Genomic DNA, 15,746 nt, shown 5'->3' on the forward strand with positions numbered 1-15,746 from the left:
GTCAGCGGTCCGTCCGGGCGCTCTTGACTGCTCCCGGATCGCCGTGAAGACTCCCTCAACAGAACGTTGAATTTCGCTCTGTGGAAGTAGATGGGGAGGTTCCGGTGTCCGACGTGGCTGTGGAACTGGTACTGCGCTCGACGCGCGTCATCACCCCCGAGGGGACGCGTGCCGCTTCGGTGGCCGTCGCCGGCGGGAAGATCACGGCCGTGCTGGCGTACGAGGCCGAGGTACCGGCCGGAGCCCGACTGGAGGACTTCGGCGACGACGTCCTGCTCCCCGGCCTGGTCGACACCCACGTCCACGTGAACGACCCGGGCCGCACCGAGTGGGAGGGCTTCTGGACGGCCACCCGCGCCGCGGCGGCCGGAGGCATCACCACGATCCTCGACATGCCGCTGAACTCCCTGCCGCCGACCACCACGACGGACAACCTGCGCGTCAAGCAGGAGGTCGCCCGCGCCAAGGCGCACGTGGACGTCGGCTTCTGGGGCGGCGCCCTGCCGGACAACGTCAAGGACCTGCGCCCGCTGCACGACGCCGGCGTCTACGGCTTCAAGTGCTTCCTGTCGCCCTCCGGCGTCGAGGAGTTCCCCGAGCTGGACCAGGAGCAGCTGGCCACCTCCCTCGCCGAGATCACCGGCTTCGGCGGGCTGATGATCGTGCACGCCGAGGACCCCCACCACCTCGACGCGGCCCCCGTCGTCCCGGGCCCCAAGTACGCCGACTTCCTCGCCTCGCGGCCGCGCGACGCCGAGAACACCGCGATCGGCAATCTGATCGCCCAGGCCCGGCGGTTGAACGCCCGCGTCCACGTCCTGCACCTGTCGTCCTCCGACGCGCTGCCGCTGATCGCCGCCGCCAAGGCCGAGGGCGTCCGGATCACGGTCGAGTCCTGCCCGCACTACCTCACCCTCACGGCCGAGGAAGTGCCGGACGGCGCGAGCGAGTTCAAGTGCTGCCCGCCCATCCGCGAGGCCGCCAACCAGGACCTCCTGTGGGACGCGCTCGCGGACGGCACCATCGACTGCATCGTCTCCGACCACTCGCCCTCCACCGCGGACCTGAAGACCAGCGACTTCTCCACCGCCTGGGGCGGCATCTCCTCCCTCCAGCTGGGCCTGCCCGCCATCTGGACCGAGGCGCGCCGTCGCGGCCGGACCCTGGAGGACGTCGTCCGCTGGATGTCCGCCGCCCCGGCGGCCCTCGCGGGCCTGGCGCAGAAGGGCGCGATCGAGGCCGGCCGCGACGCCGACTTCGCCGTGCTCGCCCCCGAAGAAACGTTCACTGTGGACCCGGCCGAGCTCCACCACCGCAACCGGGTCACGGCGTACGCGGGCAAGACCCTGCACGGCGTCGTGAAGTCCACCTGGCTGCGCGGTACGAAGATCGCCGACCACGGCACCCCGACCGAGCCCACGGGCCTCCTCCTCGAAAGGCAGAACTGACAGTGGCGATTCCCTCTTTCACCGGTAACGCGAACCCGTACGGAGGCGGCGACCCGTACGCGGACTACCGCACCGCGGACTTCCCGTTCACCCAGTACGCGAACCTCGCCGCCCGTGAGCTGGGCGCCGGTGTCACCTTCGCCAACGACGAGTTCTTCGCCGAGCGCGAGAACCTGCTGATCGCCGAGGCCGCGCACTTCGACCCCGAGCACTTCGGGCACAAGGGCAAGGTCATGGACGGCTGGGAGACCCGCCGCCGCCGCGGCGTCTCGGCCACCGAGCCCTGGCCCACCGCCGAGGACCACGACTACGCCCTGGTCCGCCTCGGCGCCCCCGGCGTGATCCGCGGCATCGTCGTCGACACCGCCCACTTCCGCGGCAACATGCCGCAGGCCGTATCCGTCGAGGGCACCTCGGTCGAGGGCGCGCCCACGCCCGAGGAGCTCCTCGGCGACGACGTCAAGTGGACGACCCTCGTCCCGCGCACCCCGGTCGGCGGCCACGCCGCCAACGGCTTCGAGGTGAACGCCGAGCAGCGCTTCACGCACCTGCGCGTCAACCAGCACCCGGACGGCGGCATCGCCCGCCTGCGCGTCTACGGCGAGGTCGTCGCGGACCCGAAGTGGCTCGCCGCGCTCGGCACCTTCGACGTCGTGGCGCTGGAGAACGGCGGCTCGGTCGAGGACGCGTCCAACCGCTTCTACTCCCCGCCGACCAACACCATCAACCCGGGCCGCTCCCGCAAGATGGACGACGGCTGGGAGACCGCGCGCCGCCGTGACAACGGCAACGACTGGATCCGCTACCAGCTCGTCGCCGAGTCCGAGATCCGCGCCGTCGAGATCGACACCGCCTACCTCAAGGGCAACTCCGCGGGCTGGGCCTCCCTGTCCGTCAAGACGGGCGAGGACGGGGAGTGGACGGAGTTCCTGCCGCGCACCCGCCTGCAGCCCGACACGAACCACCGCTTCGTCCTGGACACCCCGGCGGTCGGTACGCACGTGCGCATCGACATCTTCCCGGACGGCGGCTTCTCCCGCCTGCGCCTGTTCGGCTCCCTGACGCAGGCCGGCGCCGCCGCGCACGCCGCCCGCCACCAGGAACTGGGCGGCTAGTCCAGCCGCGCCGACGTGTGAGGCGCGGGGCCGGGGCGTAGCCCCCGGCCCCGCACCCGCACCCGCGCCCCGGGGGCCGACACCCCCGGGGCGCGCTGCTTCCGGGACCGCCCGCACGCAGCCCCGTCCGCCCGCCCGGCCCGAGGGCTACGCCGCGTGCCCGCCGTCCACGGCGAACTCGGCGCCCGTGACGTACGCGGCCTGCGGTCCCGCGAGGAAGGCCACCACGGCAGCCACCTCCCGCGGGGCGCCGTACCGCCCGAGCGCCGTCATCGCGGCCTGCGCCGCCGCGTACGGCCCGTCGGCCGGGTTCATGTCCGTGTCCACCGGCCCCGGATGGACGATGTTCGCGGTGATCCCGCGCCCGCCCAGCTCCCGCGCGAGGGCCTTGGTCAGCCCGATCAGGGCGGACTTGCTCATCGTGTACAGCGTCGCGCCGGCCACCGGCACCCGCTGGCTGAGGCACGTGCCGATGGTGATGATCCGCCCGCCGGAGCCCATCCGCCCGGCGGCCGCCTGCGTGGTGGCGAACACCCCGCGCACGTTGACCGCGAGCACCCGCTCCACGTCGGCCGCCGTCAGCCCCTCCAGGGGCCCGATGACCCCGACCCCGGCGTTGTTGACCAGGACGTCGAGCCCGCCCAGCTCCCGCACGGCCCGCTCCACCGCCTCCCCGGCGGCCTCCGGATCCGCCGCGTCGGCCCGCAGGGCCAGGCCGCGCCGCCCGAGCGCCTCGATCTTCCCGACGACCTCGCCCGCCGCCTGCGCGTCGCTGACGTAGGTCAACGCGACGTCCGCGCCCTCCTCGGCCAGCCGCAGCGCGATCGCCGCCCCGATTCCCCGGCTACCGCCCGTCACCAGTGCCACCTTGCCGTCCATGGCGTTCCTCCCTCGATTGCCACCAAGTGGTTGCGGTTTCAATGAAATGGGAATCGGCGGGCGGGTGCTGGCGGGAATCGGACACGGCGTTCTCGCGCGCCGCGGCGATGAGTTCTCGGGGGTCCGGGAGTCTGAACCCGCAGGACGAACGAGCAAGGAGCGCGGAGACATGGGCAAGCTGACCCTCACCACCTTTCTGACCCTCGACGGTGTGATGCAGGCCCCCGGTGGCCCGGACGAGGACCGCAGCGGCGGGTTCGACTACGGCGGGTGGCTCGTGCCGTTCGCCGACGAGGGGATGGGGGAGTTCGTCACCGAGGTGTTCGGGCGGACCGAGGCGTTCCTGCTCGGGCGGCGGACGTACGAGATCTTCGCCTCGTACTGGCCGGAGCACGACGACCCCGCCGACCCGGTGGCGGGCGGCCTGAACCGCCTGCCGAAGTACGTGGCCTCCACCACCCTCAAGGAGCCCGCCTGGGGGCCGGTCACCGTGCTGGACGGGGAGCACCTGCAGAGCGAGATCGTGCGGGTGAAGGACGCGATGGAGGGGGAGCTGCAGGTGCACGGCAGCGGGCAGCTCGCGCAGTGGCTGCTGGCCCGCGACCTCGTGGACGAGCTGAACCTGCTGGTGTTCCCGGTCTTCCTGGGCGCCGGGCGGAGGCTGTTCCCGACCGGCGGACTGCCGACGACCTTCGAGCTGACGGGCTCCCGCACGACGTCGGCCGGGGCCGCCATCCACACCTACCGGCCGAGGGGGCGGGCCGCCTTCGGCTCGTTCGGCGACTGAACTACCGCGGGTCCAGGGCCAGTTGGACCACGCGGCCCTCGCGCAGGACCAGCAGGTCCGGCGCCTCGTGCTCGTAGTGGCGGATCCGGCCGACCGGGCCCGGCGGGCGGATGTGGCGGGCGAGGAGCAGCAGCAGGTCCTCCAGGTCCGGGAGCTGTTCCTCGTGGACCTCCTGGCGGGCGGTCAGGGCCCAGCTGCCGTCCGGGCGCCGCCCGAGGTCCCCGACGAGCATGCCCGCGACCCGCGCGGCCGGGCCGCGGGCCGCGAGGAGCCCGTCCCCCGTCAGTTGACGCCGCACGTGGGCCAGTACGGCTTCCGGTGTGTCGTCGAGCAGGTCGAACGCCAGGTCAACGGCGTAGAGATCAGCCATGACGCCGATGCTACGGGGCGCGGGGCTGCGGGCCGGAAAAGGGTCGACCGCCATGATCGGCTCCGGTACGGTGAGCGCGCATCCGTGCGAGCCGCCGAAGTCTCCACCCCTCGAACCGCTGGAGACACCGCGATGACCGTGATCTCACCCGCCCTGGACGTTCCCCGCCGGGCCTGGCTCGCCGATCTGCCCGTGCTGGCCGTCGCCGTCGTCTGGGGCGGCAGCTACCTCGCCGCCAAGGGCATCACCACCGCGCACACGGTCATCGCCGTGCTCGTGCTCCGGTTCGCCCTGGTCCTCCCCGTGCTGGCCGTGGCCGGGTGGGCGCGACTGCGCGCGCTGAGCCCCGCCCAGCTGCGCGGCGCCGGGCTGCTGGGGCTCGTACTCGGCGGGATCTTCCTGCTGGAGACCTACGGGGTCGTCCACACCTCCGCCACCAACGCCGGGCTGATCATCAGCCTGACCATGATCCTCACCCCGCTCGCCGAGGCCGCGGTGAGCAGGCGGGCGCCGTCCGGCGCGTTCCTCGCGGCCGCCGCGCTGTCCGTGGGCGGGGTGGTGCTGCTGACCCAGGGCGCCGGTTTCACCGCGCCCGCCTCCGGTGACCTGCTGATCCTCGGCGCCGCGTGCGCGCGGACCGTCCACGTCCTGCTGATGGCCCGGGTCAAGGCCGTGCAGGACGCCGACGCGCTGTCCCTGACCACCGTGCAGCTCGGCGGCGCGGTGGTGGTCTTCGCCCTGCTGGCGGCCCTGCCGGGGACGGGCGACAGCCCCTGGGCCGCCGCCGTCGGCTTCGGGGCGGCGCAATGGGCCGGCCTGGCCTTCCTCTCGGTCTTCTGCACCCTCTTCGCCTTCTTCGTGCAGATGTGGGCCGTACGGGCCACCTCGCCCTCCCGCGTCAGCCTGCTGCTCGGCACCGAGCCCCTGTGGGCGGCCCTCGCCGGGATCGCGATCGGCGGAGAGCACCTCGGCCCGCTCGGCTACGCGGGCGTCGTCCTGGTGCTGGCCGGCACCGCGTGGGGCCGCCGCGCCGTGGCCCGCACCGCGTAGCCCCGCCCCCGACCGCGTAGCCCTGCCCCCACCCGCGCCTGAACGCCTGTCCGAAAAACGCCGCAGTCAGGGGCGGACCCCCGCCATAGGGTGGCCCAATGCCCGTGCGCTCAGAGAACCGGCAGGTCCGGGAGTTCCTCCAGCCGGACCCGGCGCCGCTCCCGGCGCGAGCGCTCGCACGCCTCCGCGACCCGGAGCGCGGCGAGCGCCTCCCGGCCGTCGCAGGGGTTGGCGCCCTCCCCGCGCACCAGGCGCACGAAGGCCGCCAGCTCCGCCTCGTAGGCGGGGCCGAAGCGTTCCAGGAAGCCCGTCCACGGCTTGCTGGCCGACGGCGGACCGTGCGGTTCCGTCGAGGCGATCGGCGTACGGTCGTCCAGTCCGGCCGAGACCTGGTCCAGCTCCCCGGCCAGCTCCATGCGGACGTCGTAGCCGGCGCCGTTGATCCGCGAGCCCGTGCAGGCGGCCAGGGTGCCGTCGTCCAGCGTCAGGACGGCCGCAGCCGTGTCGACGTCGCCGGTCTCGCGGAACTGCACCGGACCCGCGTCCGACCCGGCGGCGTACACCTCGGCCACCTCGTGCCCGGTCACCCAGCGGATCATGTCGAAGTCGTGCACCAGGCAGTCCCGGTACAGCCCGCCGGAGGTCGCCAGGTACGCGGCGCTCGGCGGCGCCGGATCGGCCGTCGTCGTCCGCACGGTGTGCAGCCGGCCCAGAGCGCCCGAACGGACCAGCTCCCGGGCGGTGCGGTAGCCCGCGTCGAAGCGGCGCATGAATCCCACTTGGAGCAGCCCGCCCGCGGCCGCCACCTCGCGCAGCACCGCCAGGGTGCGGTCCAGGTCCGGGGCCACGGGCTTCTCGCAGAACACCGGCAGGCCGGCGCGCACCGCCCGTACGACCATCTCGGCGTGCGCGTCGGTCGCGCAGGTCACGACCACCGCGTCCACGCCCCAGGTGAAGACCTGGTCGACGGAGGGCGCGGCGGTGGCCCCCAGCCGGTCGGCGAGACGCGCCGCCCGCGCGGGATCGGCGTCCGCGAGCAGGAGCGAGCCCGCCTCCGGGTGGCGGGACAGGGCCGCCGCGTGGAAGGAGCCGATCCGGCCCGTTCCGATGAGCCCGATGCGCATGCACTCAACGTGACCCCGTCCGGGGGACCTGTCAATCTGCCCGCGCATGCCCCGATGGCCCTTCATGGTCCACTGTGGCGGATACTGAGCGGCTGGAACCGGAATGACCGAATTGGTGACGAGGGAAGGGCGCGGCGACGTGGCTAGGGTTCGGACAGGGGTACCCGTCGTGGGCGCCGTGCTCGCGGCGGTACTGGGAGCCTCGCTCGCGGGCTGCAGCAGTACGGGCGGCAAGCGCGCCGAGGAGCGGGCGAAGGCCGCCGAGGCGGGCCGGCCCGCGGTGTCCACCCCGCGCTGGACCTTCGCGATGGTCACGCACGCCGGCGACGGCGACACCTTCTGGGACATCGTCCAGAAGGGCGCCAAGGAGGCCGCGGCGAAGGACAACATCAACTTCGTCTACGCCCACGACGACCAGGCACAGCAGCAGGCGCAGTTCGTGCAGAACGCCATCGACCAGAAGGTGGACGGCATCGTCGTCAGCCTCGCCAAGCCCGAGGCGCTCAAGGACGTCATCGCCAAGGCCGTCAAGGCCGGCATCCCGGTGATCACGGTCAACTCCGGATCCGCCCAGTCCGCCGAGTACGGGGCGCTGACCCACATCGGCCAGGACGAGACCATCGCGGGCGAGGCCGTCGGCACCGAGCTGAGCGAGCGCGGCCGCAAGAAGGCCGTCTGCGTCCTGCACGAGCAGGGCAACGTGGGCCACGAGCAGCGCTGCGCCGGGGCCAAGAAGACCTTCTCCGGGACCATGGAGAACCTCTACGTCGAGGGCACCAACATGCCCTCCGTCCAGGCGGCCGTCCAGGCCAAGCTCCAGGCGGACCCCTCCGTCGACGCGATCCTCACCCTCGGCGCACCCTTCGCCCCGACCGCCGTCAAGGCCAAGGACGCGGCGGGCAGCAAGGCCGAGGTGGACACCTTCGACCTCAACGAGTCGGTCGCCCGCGACCTGAAGTCCGGCGCCCTCGGCTTCGCCGTCGACCAGCAGCCCTACCTCCAGGGCTACCAGGCCATCGACCTGCTGTGGCTCTACCGCTACAACGCGGACGTGCTCGGCGGCGGCCGCCCGGTCCTGACCGGGCCGCAGATCGTCACCGCGGCCGAGTCGGCCAAGCTGGAGGAGTTCATCAAGCGGGGCAGCCGATGAGCACGCTCGGCGCCGTCGACGAACGGCTCGCGCCGACGTCCGCGGTGCGCAGGCTGTTCGGCCGTCCGGAGCTGGGCGCGGTCGTCGGAGCGGCCGCGGTCTTCGTCTTCTTCTCCTTCGCCGCCGACAGCTTCCTGCGGGCCTCCAGCCTCAGCACGGTCCTGTACTCGGCCTCGACCATCGGGATCATGGCCGTCCCGGTGGCCCTGCTGATGATCGGCGGCGAGTTCGACCTCTCCGCCGGTGTCATGGTGACCACCAGCGCCCTGCTGAGCTCGATGTTCAGCTACCAGATGACCGCCAACGTCTGGGTCGGCGTCCTGGTGTCGCTGCTGGTCACCCTGGCGGTCGGCCTCTTCAACGGATTCATGCTGACCCGCACCAAACTGCCCAGCTTCATCATCACGCTGGGCACCTTCCTGATGCTGACCGGCCTGAACCTCGGCTTCACCAAACTGATCAGCGGCACGGTCTCCACCAAGACCATCGCCGACATGGAGGGCTTCTCCTCCGCGCGCGCCCTGTTCGCCTCGCAGTGGACGCTCGGCCCGGTCACCCTCAAGGTCACCGTCCTGTGGTGGCTGGCCCTGGTCGCCGTGGCCACCTGGATCCTGCTGCGCACCCGCGCCGGGAACTGGATCTTCGCGGTGGGCGGCGGGGCCGACGCGGCCCGCGCGACCGGCGTACCCGTCGTGAAGACCCGTATCGGCCTCTACATGGGCGTCGCCCTGTGCGCCTGGATCTCCGGGCAGCACATCCTCTTCTCGTTCGACGTGGTCCAGTCGGGCGAGGGCGTCGGCAACGAGTTCCTCTACATCATCGCGGCCGTCATCGGCGGCTGCCTGATGACCGGCGGCTACGGCTCCGCCATCGGCTCGGCGGTCGGCGCCTTCATCTTCGGCATGACCAGCAACGGCATCGTCTACGCCCAGTGGAACCCGGACTGGTTCAAGTTCTTCCTGGGCGCGATGCTGCTGCTGGCCACGCTGCTCAACGCATGGGTCCGCAAGCGGGCGGAGGCACGGGCATGACCGGCGCACTGGTGAAGCTGACCGACGTCAGCAAGTTCTACGGCAACATCCGCGCCCTCCAGGGGGTCTCCCTGGAGGTCCACGCGGGCGAGATCACCTGCGTGCTCGGTGACAACGGCGCCGGCAAGTCCACCCTCATCAAGATCATCGCGGGGCTGCACCGGCACGACGCCGGCACCTTCGAGATCGAGGGCGAGCCGACCGCGCTCGCCAACCCGCGCGCCGCCCTCGACCACGGCATCGCCACCGTCTACCAGGACCTCGCCGTCGTCCCGCTCATGCCCGTGTGGCGCAACTTCTTCCTCGGCTCCGAGCCCACCAAGGGCCGCGGCCCCTTCCGCCGCCTGGACGTGGAGTTCATGCGGGCGACCACCCGCGCCGAGCTGCTGCGCATGGGCATCGACCTGCGCGACGTGGACCAGCCCATCGGCACCCTGTCCGGCGGCGAACGGCAGTGCGTGGCCATCGCCCGCGCCGTCTACTTCGGTGCGAAGGTCCTCGTACTGGACGAGCCCACCGCCGCCCTCGGCGTCAAGCAGTCCGGCGTGGTCCTCAAGTACGTCGCCGCCGCCCGCGACGCGGGTCTGGGCGTCGTCCTGATCACCCACAACCCGCACCACGCCTACCTGGTGGGGGACCGTTTCGTCCTCCTCAAGCGCGGCACGATGGCGGGCAGCCACACCCGCGACTCGATCACCCTCGACGAGCTCACCCGGCAGATGGCGGGCGGCTCCGAGCTGGACGAGCTCAGCCACGAACTGGAGCGGGTGGCACAATCAGCACCAGGCGCCGCCCCCGGCGCAGCGGGCCCGGCCGGCCCGGCCGGCGAAGCCGACCCGGCTTCCCGTACCACCGCACCCACGAGGGACGACACGACTCGATGAGCACGTACCGGGACTTCACGCTCTCCCACCGGGGGTCGGCGCGAGGCACCGTCCTGCGGACCATCGGAACCCGTGAGCGCCGGTCGCACCTGACCGCCCCGCGCGTCCCGACCGTCGGCATCGACATCGGCGGCACCAAGGTGATGGCCGGGGTCGTCGACGCCGACGGCATCATCCTGGAGAAGATCCGCACCGAGACCCCGGACAAGTCCAAGAGCCCCAAGGTCGTCGAGGACACCATCGTCGAGCTGGTCCTGGACCTCTCGGACCGGCACGACGTGCACGCGGTGGGCATCGGCGCGGCCGGCTGGGTCGACGCCGACCGCTCCCGCGTCCTGTTCGCGCCCCACCTGGCCTGGCGCGACGAGCCGCTGCGCGACGCCCTGCAGTCCCGGCTCGCGGTGCCGGTCATGGTCGACAACGACGCCAACACCGCCGCCTGGGCGGAGTGGCGCTTCGGCGCCGGACGCGGCGAGGACCACCTCGTCATGATCACCCTGGGCACCGGCATCGGCGGGGCCATCCTCGAAGGCGGCCAGGTCAAGCGCGGCCGGTACGGGGTCGCGGGGGAGTTCGGCCACATGCAGGTCGTCCCCGGCGGCCACCGCTGCCCCTGCGGCAACCGCGGCTGCTGGGAGCAGTACAGCTCCGGCAACGCCCTCGTCCGCGAGGCCCGCGAGCTCGCCGCGGCCGACTCCCCGGTCGCGCACAACATCATCGCCCGCGTCGGCGGCAACGTCTCGGAGATCACCGGACCGCTCATCACCGAGCTGGCCCGCGAGGGCGACGCCATGTGCGTCGAGCTCCTCCAGGACATCGGCCAGTGGCTCGGCGTCGGCATCGCCAACCTCGCCGCCGCCCTCGACCCGGCCTGCTTCGTCATCGGGGGCGGCGTCAGCGCCGCCGACGACCTGCTGATCGGGCCCGCACGGGACGCCTTCCGCCGCCACCTCACGGGCCGCGGCTACCGGCCGGAGGCCCGTATCGCCAAGGCCCAGCTCGGCCCCGAGGCCGGCATGGTCGGCGCCGCCGACCTCGCCCGGCTCGTCGCCCGGCGCTTCCGCCGCGCCACGCGCCGCCGCGTCGAGCGGTACGAACGGTACGAGCGCTACGCGCAGCAGCTGGGCCGGCGCGACACCGCGGCACCCACGGACGCCAAGGACGACCAGCAGCCGTGACCCCGCCCACCCTGCCCCACCAGGCCTCCGCCCCCGACGAGGGCGGCGCGCCCCCGGCCACCGCCGAGGACCGCCGCCACGTCGTCAAACGCCGCTGGATCACCGCGATCATCATCCTGCTGCTGATCGGCGTCCCCGCCGGCTACCTGGCCATCTCCACCCAGCAGAGCCGCGAGAGCGGGCGCGACAAGGCCGCCCGGATCGGCGCGTCCAAGGTGCGCCCCGGCTGGCCCTCCAAGGTGCAGCGCAGCATCTACGAGGTGCCGATCCCGCCGAAGGCCTGGCGGGTCGGTTTCCTGGAGACCAACAACTGGCGCACGAGCCGCCTGTACACCCAGTTCGCGGTCACCCCGCCCGAGCTGGACGCGTTCCTGGCCTCCGTCGGCACCAGCCGGGAGCAGCTGACCCCCGGGGTGTCGATCTCCGATCACGACACCTCGGTCGCGGGCTGGCACTGGAAGCCCGAGACCGAGTGGCTCGGGACCACCCTCGAACAGGACGACCCGAGGCCCACCCGGGACATCACCGTCGACCTCACCGACCCCAAGGTCTCCAAGGTCTACGTGGTCTCCTCGACCACCCCCTGAGCGCCCGTACGGTGGGCCGCGCCCGGTCTCCGGGATCAGGCCCTAGGCTTGGATCATGAAGCTCACCAAGCGGCTGCACTCCTGCGTCCAGCTGGAGAAGGACGGGCACACGCTCGTCATCGACCCGGGCGCCTTCAGCGAACCGGACGCGGGCCTGGGGGCCGACGTCCTGCTCGTCACGCACGAGCACCCCGACCACTTCGAGGAGGGCCGGCTGCGGGCCGCCCTCGACGCGAATCCGGCGGCCGCGCTGTGGACCCTGCGCAGCGTCGCGGAGAAGCTCGCCCCCGCCTATCCGGGCCGGGTGCACACCGTCGGCCACGGGGACACCTTCACCGCCGCCGGGTTCGAGGTGCAGGTGCACGGCGAGCTGCACGCGGTGATCCACCCGGACCTGCCGCGGGTGACGAACGTGGGCTACCTCGTGGACGGTTCGCTCTTCCACCCGGGAGACGCGCTGACCGTGCCCGGGGTGCCGGTGCAGACCCTGATGGTCCCGGTGCACGCCCCCTGGAACAAGGTCTCCGAGGTGATCGACTACCTCCGCGAGGTCAAGCCGCGCCGGGCCCTGGACATCCACGACGCCTACCTCGCCGACATCGCCCGGCCGATCTACGACTTCGCCCTGGACACCCTGGGCGGCACCGACCACGGGCGACTCACCGCCGGGGACAGCGCCGACCTCTGAGTGTCGGTGGCGGGCGGTAGGTTGGAACGTATGCGTATCGCCACCTTCAACGTCAATTCCATCACCGCCCGGCTGCCGCGCCTGCTGGCCTGGCTGGAGGCCTCCGGGACCGACGTCCTGTGCGTCCAGGAGACCAAGTGCTCCGCGGAGCAGTTCCCGCACGCCGAGCTGCGCGAGCTGGGCTACGAGGCTGTGGTCAACGCCACCGGCCGCTGGAACGGCGTGGCCCTGCTCTCCAAGGTCGGTCTGGAGGACGTGGTCGTGGGCCTGGCCGGCGGTCCCGGATACGAGGGTGTCGACGAGCCCCGCGCGATCTCCGCGACCTGCGGCGGGGTGCGGCTCTGGTCGGTGTACGTGCCCAACGGCCGCGAGGTCGAGCACGACCACTACGGCTACAAGCTCGACTGGTTCCGCGCGCTGACCGCGGCCGTCGCCGAGGACGCGGCCGGCCCGCGCCCCTTCGCGGTGCTCGGCGACTTCAACGTGGCCCCGACCGACGAGGACGTCTGGGACCCGGCCGTCTTCGCGGGCATGACCCACGTCACCCCCGCCGAGCGGGCCGCCCTGGAGGCGCTGCGGGCGGCGGGGCTCTCCGACGTGGTCCCGCGCCCCCTGAAGTACGACCGCCCCTACACGTACTGGGACTACCGCCAGCTCGCCTTCCCCAAGAACAGGGGCATGCGCATCGACCTGGTCTACGGGAACGAACCCTTCACCAAGGCCGTCACCGACGCCTACGTCGACCGCGAGGAGCGCAAGGGCAAGGGTGCCTCCGACCACGCGCCGGTCGTCGTGGACCTGGACCTCGACCGCTAGGAGAGTCCGTCCCCGGACGGGCCGGGGCTCCGGGGCCGGGATCCGGGCCGGTGGATCCAGGCGCGCCCTGTGGCCAGCGGTGGATCCTGGTGCGACGCTGGGCGGTATGAACATCCCTTTCCTGGACAACTGGCTGAACCGGCGTGAAACGGAACAGGGTGCGGGGCTCGCCGCCGCCCTCGCGGCCGACCCCGAGGGCGTGGCCGAGATGTTCTCGGAGTGCGAGATGCTGCGCGTCCAGGCCCGGGCGGCCGGGCTCGAACTCGACGAGAGCCAGGCCTCCTTGGAAGAGCTCGACCAGCTGATGCCCCGCTGGCGCAGGGACCCCGAGGTCGTGCCCTGGCTCGGCAACGACGCCGGTTTCTACCTCGGGACCGTGATCATCCGGACCGTCCCGGGCGCCGGCTGGCAGGTGTGGCCCAACGGCCAGCCGGTGATCCGGCTGGCCTCGGGCCGGGAGCTGAACGTGATCGAGTCGGGGGTGTCCTGGGCGATGACCGGATCCCCCGAGCTCAGCCAGGCGTACGCCGAGGCCTCCGAGGCCTCACCGAGCTTTCCGCCCCGGTGAGCGTGTCGCGGCGGAGTACCCGTCCGCGGCTGGATAGCTTGCGCTGACCTCGACACACCGACAACCGGGCAGGGCAGCGCATGGCCGTCGATCCGTTGATCGAACTACGGGACGTCAACAAGCACTTCGGGCAGTTGCACGTACTGCGGGACGTCAATCTCACCGTCGGCCGCGGGGAGGTGGTGGTGCTCATCGGCCCCTCCGGATCCGGCAAATCGACCCTGTGCCGGGCGATCAACCGGCTGGAGACCGTCGAGTCGGGCACGATCCTGCTCGACGGGAAGCCGGTGCCGGCCGAGGGCAAGGACCTGGCCCGGCTGCGCGCCGAGGTGGGGATGGTCTTCCAGTCCTTCAACCTCTTCGCGCACAAGACCGTCCTGGCCAACGTCTCGCTCGCCCAGGTCAAGGTCCGCGGCCGCGGGAGGGAGGAGGCGGACCGGCGCTCCCGGGAGCTCCTGGAGCGCGTCGGCCTCGCCGACCAGGCCGCCAAGTTCCCCGCCCAGCTCTCGGGCGGCCAGCAGCAGCGCGTGGCCATCGCCCGCGCGCTGGCCATGGACCCCAAGGCCCTGCTCTTCGACGAGCCCACCTCCGCCCTCGACCCCGAGATGATCAACGAGGTGCTGGAGGTCATGCGGCAGCTCGCCCGCGAGGGCATGACCATGGTCGTGGTCACCCACGAGATGGGCTTCGCCCGCTCCGCCGCCCACCGCGTGGTCTTCATGGCCGACGGGCGGATCGTCGAGGACCGGACCCCGGAGCAGTTCTTCACCGCCCCGGAGAGCGACCGGGCCAAGGACTTCCTGTCGAAGATCCTCAAGCACTAGGAGCCGGTCGGCGCGGGCGCCGGGCTGGGCTCGGGCCCCCGCCACGGCCCCGGACGCCCCGCCCGCGCGTCAGCCGTTCTGGGGGCCGCCGGACAGGGCGCTCTTGGCCTTCCACTGGTCCCAGGACAGGTTCCACTCGCCGTAGCCGTTGCCCAGGTCCGCGGTGCCCTTGGAGCCGTCACCGACGACCTCGAAGGGGTCGCCGACCTGCACCTCGGAGTAGAGGGACGCGGCGTCGGAGTCGCTCATCCCCACGCAGCCCGAACTGGCGTTGGCGCGGCCGAAGTTGGCGCTGTTCCACGGCGCGGCGTGCGCGTACATGCCCGACCAGGTCAGCCGCATCGAGTAGTCGACCATCTTGTCGTAGGCGTCGCCCAGGCCCACCGTCTGGGAGTCCATCCGGATGGTGCCCTCCTTGGACATCAGCACCATCTTCCCGGACCAGGAGGCCTTCTTGCCGCCCGGAGTACCGGCCGAGACGGCGATGGTCCGCACGTTCTGACCGTCCTCGAAGACCTTCAGCTTCTTCGTGTCGAGGCTGACTTCCATCCGGCGGTCCTTGCCGATCTTGAACTCGGTGGTGTAGTCCCGGGCGAAGAGTCCGCCGCCCTTGCCGGAGTCCACGCCGTTCAGGTTCATGTCGACCTTCACGTCTGTGCCGGACTTCCAGTACTCCTTGGGCCGCCAGTCCACCCGGTCCTTGCCGGAGTAGTCCTTGAACCAGCCCCAGGAACCCTCGGTGTTGTCCGACGTGCTGACCTTCAGCTGCTTCTCCACCTCGGCCTTGTTGGTCACCGGGTTGTCGAAGACGAGCGAGACGGGCATCGCGACGCCCACCGTGCTGCCCTTGGGCAGGTTGATCGAGACCTTGTTCACCTTGTCGGCGGCGCCGGTCTTGAACTGCGCCGCCGCGCTCTGGCTTTCGGTGTTCTGCGCCTCCACCTTGTAGTCCGTGCCCGGGGAGGCGTTGCGCTCGGAGGTCCAGGTCTTGCCGTCGGCGGATATTTGGCCGGCCAGCTCCCCGCCCTTGCCGTCCGTCACCTTCACCAGCGCGAGCTTGCCGTCGGCGATGGTCACCTTGACCGGCTCGCCCGCCTTGACCTGATCACCCGTGAGGTTCACCGATATCGCCATGTCCGGCTTCGGCTTCATCTCGGTCTTGCCCGTCGCGCTGCCGCCGTCCCCGCCCGAGCAGGCGGTCAGAGCGGCGGCCAGAAGTGCGGTGCCCGCCATGGCGGTGCGGCGTA

At 72.0% G+C, this 15,746-nt stretch carries 17 protein-coding genes; 13 read left to right on the plus strand and 4 right to left on the minus strand.

Features of this window, described 5'->3' with window-relative positions; genetic code table 11:
• Window positions 1-113 precede the first annotated feature (113 nt).
• A complete protein-coding gene (allB, locus tag ACF059_RS10495; RefSeq protein WP_392056582.1) occupies window positions 114-1,448 on the plus strand; it encodes an allantoinase AllB in 1,335 nt (444 codons plus the stop codon).
• A 2-nt stretch (window positions 1,449-1,450) separates the two neighbouring features.
• Window positions 1,451-2,563, plus strand: coding sequence for an allantoicase (gene alc / locus ACF059_RS10500; protein ID WP_392054247.1), 1,113 nt, complete (start codon window positions 1,451-1,453; stop codon window positions 2,561-2,563).
• A 147-nt stretch (window positions 2,564-2,710) separates the two neighbouring features.
• Here the strand turns inward: alc and ACF059_RS10505 are convergent, their stop codons facing one another.
• Window positions 2,711-3,442, minus strand: coding sequence for an SDR family oxidoreductase (locus ACF059_RS10505; RefSeq protein WP_392054250.1), 732 nt, complete (start codon window positions 3,440-3,442; stop codon window positions 2,711-2,713).
• A 169-nt stretch (window positions 3,443-3,611) separates the two neighbouring features.
• On the opposite strand from ACF059_RS10505, the gene ACF059_RS10510 reads away from it, so the two are divergent.
• Window positions 3,612-4,229: a dihydrofolate reductase family protein gene (locus ACF059_RS10510; protein ID WP_392054253.1), complete on the plus strand. Its 618-nt coding sequence runs from the start codon at window positions 3,612-3,614 to the stop codon at window positions 4,227-4,229.
• Window position 4,230: 1 nt separating this feature from the next.
• Here the strand turns inward: ACF059_RS10510 and ACF059_RS10515 are convergent, their stop codons facing one another.
• Window positions 4,231-4,599, minus strand: coding sequence for a hypothetical protein (locus tag ACF059_RS10515; protein WP_392054256.1), 369 nt, complete (start codon window positions 4,597-4,599; stop codon window positions 4,231-4,233).
• Window positions 4,600-4,731: 132 nt separating this feature from the next.
• On the opposite strand from ACF059_RS10515, the gene ACF059_RS10520 reads away from it, so the two are divergent.
• Complete coding sequence (locus tag ACF059_RS10520; protein ID WP_392054259.1) at window positions 4,732-5,649, plus strand: DMT family transporter; 918 nt, start codon at window positions 4,732-4,734, stop codon at window positions 5,647-5,649.
• Window positions 5,650-5,759: 110 nt separating this feature from the next.
• On the opposite strand, the gene ACF059_RS10525 is transcribed toward ACF059_RS10520, so the two are convergent.
• Window positions 5,760-6,773 carry a Gfo/Idh/MocA family oxidoreductase gene (locus tag ACF059_RS10525; protein WP_392054262.1) on the minus strand — a complete coding sequence of 338 codons (1,014 nt, stop codon included), beginning with the start codon at window positions 6,771-6,773 and terminating at the stop codon, window positions 5,760-5,762.
• Between the two features lie 169 nt (window positions 6,774-6,942).
• On the opposite strand from ACF059_RS10525, the gene ACF059_RS10530 reads away from it, so the two are divergent.
• The 9 genes from ACF059_RS10530 to ACF059_RS10570 all read left to right on the plus strand — a co-directional run bounded on the left by ACF059_RS10530 (window position 6,943) and on the right by ACF059_RS10570 (window position 14,499).
• Window positions 6,943-7,923: a sugar ABC transporter substrate-binding protein gene (locus ACF059_RS10530; protein ID WP_392054264.1), complete on the plus strand. Its 981-nt coding sequence runs from the start codon at window positions 6,943-6,945 to the stop codon at window positions 7,921-7,923.
• On the plus strand, window positions 7,920-8,954 hold the full coding sequence (locus ACF059_RS10535) for an ABC transporter permease (protein WP_360889463.1): 1,035 nt from the start codon (window positions 7,920-7,922) through the stop codon (window positions 8,952-8,954). Before ACF059_RS10530 ends, ACF059_RS10535 begins: the two co-directional genes overlap by 4 nt.
• The gene (locus tag ACF059_RS10540) at window positions 8,921-9,838 is read left to right on the plus strand and encodes an ATP-binding cassette domain-containing protein (protein WP_392054268.1); all 918 of its coding nucleotides are present in this window, start codon (window positions 8,921-8,923) and stop codon (window positions 9,836-9,838) included. The genes ACF059_RS10535 and ACF059_RS10540 overlap by 34 nt, the downstream gene beginning before the upstream one ends.
• Entirely contained in the window at window positions 9,835-11,016 is a 1,182-nt protein-coding gene (locus tag ACF059_RS10545) for an ROK family glucokinase (RefSeq protein WP_360889457.1), read from the plus strand. Before ACF059_RS10540 ends, ACF059_RS10545 begins: the two co-directional genes overlap by 4 nt.
• Complete coding sequence (locus tag ACF059_RS10550) at window positions 11,013-11,603, plus strand: hypothetical protein (protein ID WP_366864135.1); 591 nt, start codon at window positions 11,013-11,015, stop codon at window positions 11,601-11,603. The genes ACF059_RS10545 and ACF059_RS10550 overlap by 4 nt, the downstream gene beginning before the upstream one ends.
• 55 nt (window positions 11,604-11,658) lie before the next feature.
• Window positions 11,659-12,291 (plus strand): MBL fold metallo-hydrolase, encoded by a 633-nt coding sequence (locus tag ACF059_RS10555; RefSeq protein ID WP_366864134.1) that lies wholly within the window; start codon window positions 11,659-11,661, stop codon window positions 12,289-12,291.
• A gap of 30 nt (window positions 12,292-12,321) precedes the next feature.
• Entirely contained in the window at window positions 12,322-13,107 is a 786-nt protein-coding gene (locus ACF059_RS10560) for an exodeoxyribonuclease III (RefSeq protein ID WP_392054273.1), read from the plus strand.
• Window positions 13,108-13,213: 106 nt separating this feature from the next.
• On the plus strand, window positions 13,214-13,675 hold the full coding sequence (locus tag ACF059_RS10565) for a DUF6278 family protein (RefSeq protein WP_392054276.1): 462 nt from the start codon (window positions 13,214-13,216) through the stop codon (window positions 13,673-13,675).
• Between the two features lie 80 nt (window positions 13,676-13,755).
• On the plus strand, window positions 13,756-14,499 hold the full coding sequence (locus tag ACF059_RS10570) for an amino acid ABC transporter ATP-binding protein (RefSeq protein ID WP_392054279.1): 744 nt from the start codon (window positions 13,756-13,758) through the stop codon (window positions 14,497-14,499).
• A gap of 69 nt (window positions 14,500-14,568) precedes the next feature.
• Here ACF059_RS10570 and ACF059_RS10575 read toward each other — a convergent pair whose 3' ends face one another.
• The gene (locus ACF059_RS10575; protein ID WP_392056584.1) at window positions 14,569-15,732 is read right to left on the minus strand and encodes an Ig-like domain-containing protein; all 1,164 of its coding nucleotides are present in this window, start codon (window positions 15,730-15,732) and stop codon (window positions 14,569-14,571) included.
• Between the last annotated feature and the right edge of the window lie 14 nt (window positions 15,733-15,746).

The organism is Streptomyces sp. NPDC016562 (assembly GCF_043076955.1).
Classification (GTDB): Bacteria; Actinomycetota; Actinomycetes; order Streptomycetales; family Streptomycetaceae; genus Streptomyces.

Bases quoted from the DNA above. Each gene is read 5' to 3' on its own strand.
- ACF059_RS10505 (WP_392054250.1), bottom strand. From the start codon at position 3,442: ATGGACGGCAAGGTGGCACTGGTGACGGGCGGTAGCCGGGGAATCGGG.
- ACF059_RS10510 (WP_392054253.1), top strand. From the start codon at position 3,612: ATGGGCAAGCTGACCCTCACCACCTTTCTGACCCTCGACGGTGTGATG.
- ACF059_RS10515 (WP_392054256.1), bottom strand. From the start codon at position 4,599: ATGGCTGATCTCTACGCCGTTGACCTGGCGTTCGACCTGCTCGACGAC.
- ACF059_RS10520 (WP_392054259.1), top strand. From the start codon at position 4,732: ATGACCGTGATCTCACCCGCCCTGGACGTTCCCCGCCGGGCCTGGCTC.
- ACF059_RS10525 (WP_392054262.1), bottom strand. From the start codon at position 6,773: ATGCGCATCGGGCTCATCGGAACGGGCCGGATCGGCTCCTTCCACGCG.
- ACF059_RS10535 (WP_360889463.1), top strand. From the start codon at position 7,920: ATGAGCACGCTCGGCGCCGTCGACGAACGGCTCGCGCCGACGTCCGCG.
- ACF059_RS10540 (WP_392054268.1), top strand. From the start codon at position 8,921: ATGGGTCCGCAAGCGGGCGGAGGCACGGGCATGACCGGCGCACTGGTG.
- ACF059_RS10545 (WP_360889457.1), top strand. From the start codon at position 9,835: ATGAGCACGTACCGGGACTTCACGCTCTCCCACCGGGGGTCGGCGCGA.
- ACF059_RS10555 (WP_366864134.1), top strand. From the start codon at position 11,659: ATGAAGCTCACCAAGCGGCTGCACTCCTGCGTCCAGCTGGAGAAGGAC.
- ACF059_RS10560 (WP_392054273.1), top strand. From the start codon at position 12,322: ATGCGTATCGCCACCTTCAACGTCAATTCCATCACCGCCCGGCTGCCG.
- ACF059_RS10565 (WP_392054276.1), top strand. From the start codon at position 13,214: ATGAACATCCCTTTCCTGGACAACTGGCTGAACCGGCGTGAAACGGAA.
- ACF059_RS10570 (WP_392054279.1), top strand. From the start codon at position 13,756: ATGGCCGTCGATCCGTTGATCGAACTACGGGACGTCAACAAGCACTTC.
- ACF059_RS10575 (WP_392056584.1), bottom strand. From the start codon at position 15,732: ATGGCGGGCACCGCACTTCTGGCCGCCGCTCTGACCGCCTGCTCGGGC.